3 protein-coding genes are annotated in these 1,955 nt (G+C 39.5%); all 3 read left to right on the top strand.

From position 1 onward, the window contains the following. On the top strand, nucleotides 1-664 hold a 664-nt coding region (locus tag ACIFQM_RS24735; RefSeq protein WP_430066383.1), incomplete at its 5' end, for a lipase family protein. A gap of 82 nt (nucleotides 665-746) precedes the next feature. Continuing rightward, the gene (locus ACIFQM_RS24740) at nucleotides 747-1,400 is read left to right on the top strand and encodes a hypothetical protein (RefSeq protein ID WP_430048003.1); all 654 of its coding nucleotides are present in this window, start codon (nucleotides 747-749) and stop codon (nucleotides 1,398-1,400) included. A 127-nt stretch (nucleotides 1,401-1,527) separates the two neighbouring features. Continuing rightward, nucleotides 1,528-1,955 (top strand): hypothetical protein (locus tag ACIFQM_RS24745; protein WP_430066385.1); only part of this gene is annotated, 428 nt, incomplete at its 3' end.

A 1,955-nucleotide genomic window follows, 5' to 3' on the forward strand; every position in this document is an offset into this window, starting at 1 on the left:
CTTGAACTGGTATACGTATGTGAATAATAATCCGTTGATTTATGTTGACCCAAGTGGGCATAAAGTTTGGCTAGTACATGGTACTTTTGCTTATCCAAATACATGGGATAATAGTAAAAATTACATTGAAAAAGAACTTTTTCATGAACCGGTTGATACTCCGCGATGGAGCGGTAAGAATAACAATGGAGCCCGCGTTAAGGGGGCAGAAATTGTAGCGAATGAAATTTATAATTATCACAAAGCTCATCCAAAAGAACCGATACGAATCATGGGGCACAGTCACGGAGGCAATGTTTCCATCATGGCAACTAACATCTTGGCTAAACGTGGGATGCACGTTGATACTCTTATCACCATTGCGACACCAGTACGAGGGTATAAGCTGAAAACGGATGTAGGACAACATATCAATGTATATAACGATTATGATTTAGTACAAAAAGAACTTGGAGGGAGTATTTGGACTTTAGGGCAAGCGATGCGTACATTCAGTGGCGCTGAAAATGTTAAAGTTAAATTATCTTCATATTTTTCTACACATCGAATTGAAGCCCATTCTGTAATGCATAATAATCCTAATACATTGGATAAATACGTAAAGCCACTTTTGTTACAACATAATTTTTCTGAAGCAAGGTATAAAAATTCAATGAAAAACTGAGCAACACATTAAACGGTAAGCGCTATTTAGATATGATACAAATTGAAAAGTAAAAAAATCAAACATAGACAGGAGGGAGTAAATGAGTAAAATGCCTATCTGGTTCAAAATAATATGGGTGATACCTATTCTTATAAATATAGCGGCTTTCATATGGTTTATTTTAGGCTCAACGGGGGGCTTTCAACATGGACATGATATCTTGGGAACCGCTACATTGGTTTTATTTGGAGTTCCGTCAATTATAATTGTATTAATATCGTTAACGTATATTTGGCAGGGATGGGCACCATTTAGTGGGATAAAATATTTGGTGTCAGCAATATTGATGGTATCTTTACTATTTTTTTCTTATTATTTAGTAGATGGAACTCCCACTCGAGGATGGCTGTATGATAATGTTGATAGTGATCCAGTACGCTTAACTTCAGATCAAAAATATGAATATCGCATTGATTTAATTAATCCTTTCCAGAGGAATAGTAGGGAACAATTGCACTTGAAAAATATTTCAACAGGAGAAGAAAAAAATATTGCTATTTCAATTAGAAAGGAAAATGAGGGCTATTCAGGTGGAGGTAGCGAGGACTGGGCTTGGGGTATTTTAAAACCGACAAATGTACCGAATCAATACGAGTTGTCTACACTGGACGAACATAATAATGGGAGGTATGGTATGGATCCCAGAGTTTTTCTAATTGATGTAGAGGCGGGGACTGCGCAAATATTGAAATAGGATTTTTGAATATTTTACCACAATGCGATATAGTTTCGTGTTGTGGTCTTTTTTAATTATTAGTCCTTAATTGCGCTTACTTCATGCTATTGTAAATAAATATTATGGTGGGCTGGTTACCGAAGCAGTGGGACCAGATTTTAAAACCAACTATACCTATGACCGTGCGGGACGCAGAACCAGCATGACAGATGGGCAGGGAACGACCTCGTATGCCTATGATCCAGCCAATGGGTCGTTGACCGGACTGAAGTACCCGGACGGCACGAAAATAAACTATGAGTACAATAAGCAGTCTCGCACAGGCTATGTGCTGACCGATGCTTCGGGTACGTCTATGCACGTTCAATCGAAGCTGGATAGTTTGGGCCAAGTGACTCAAATGGACGTTAGCAGTGGAGCAGGGACAGCGGGCGTACAGAGTCTGGCAGGAGCGAGTGCTGCTACGGGTGGTTCACTGGATCGTATGACATTTGAGTATGCACCGAATGGGTTGCTGAAAGGTCAGTCTTCAAGCAGAGGACTGAGTACGCGATTCAGCTATAACGGACTGGA

It is taken from the genome of Paenibacillus sp. NRS-1782 (genome assembly GCF_050467685.1).
Classification (GTDB): Bacteria; Bacillota; Bacilli; order Paenibacillales; family Paenibacillaceae; genus Paenibacillus; species Paenibacillus terrae_A.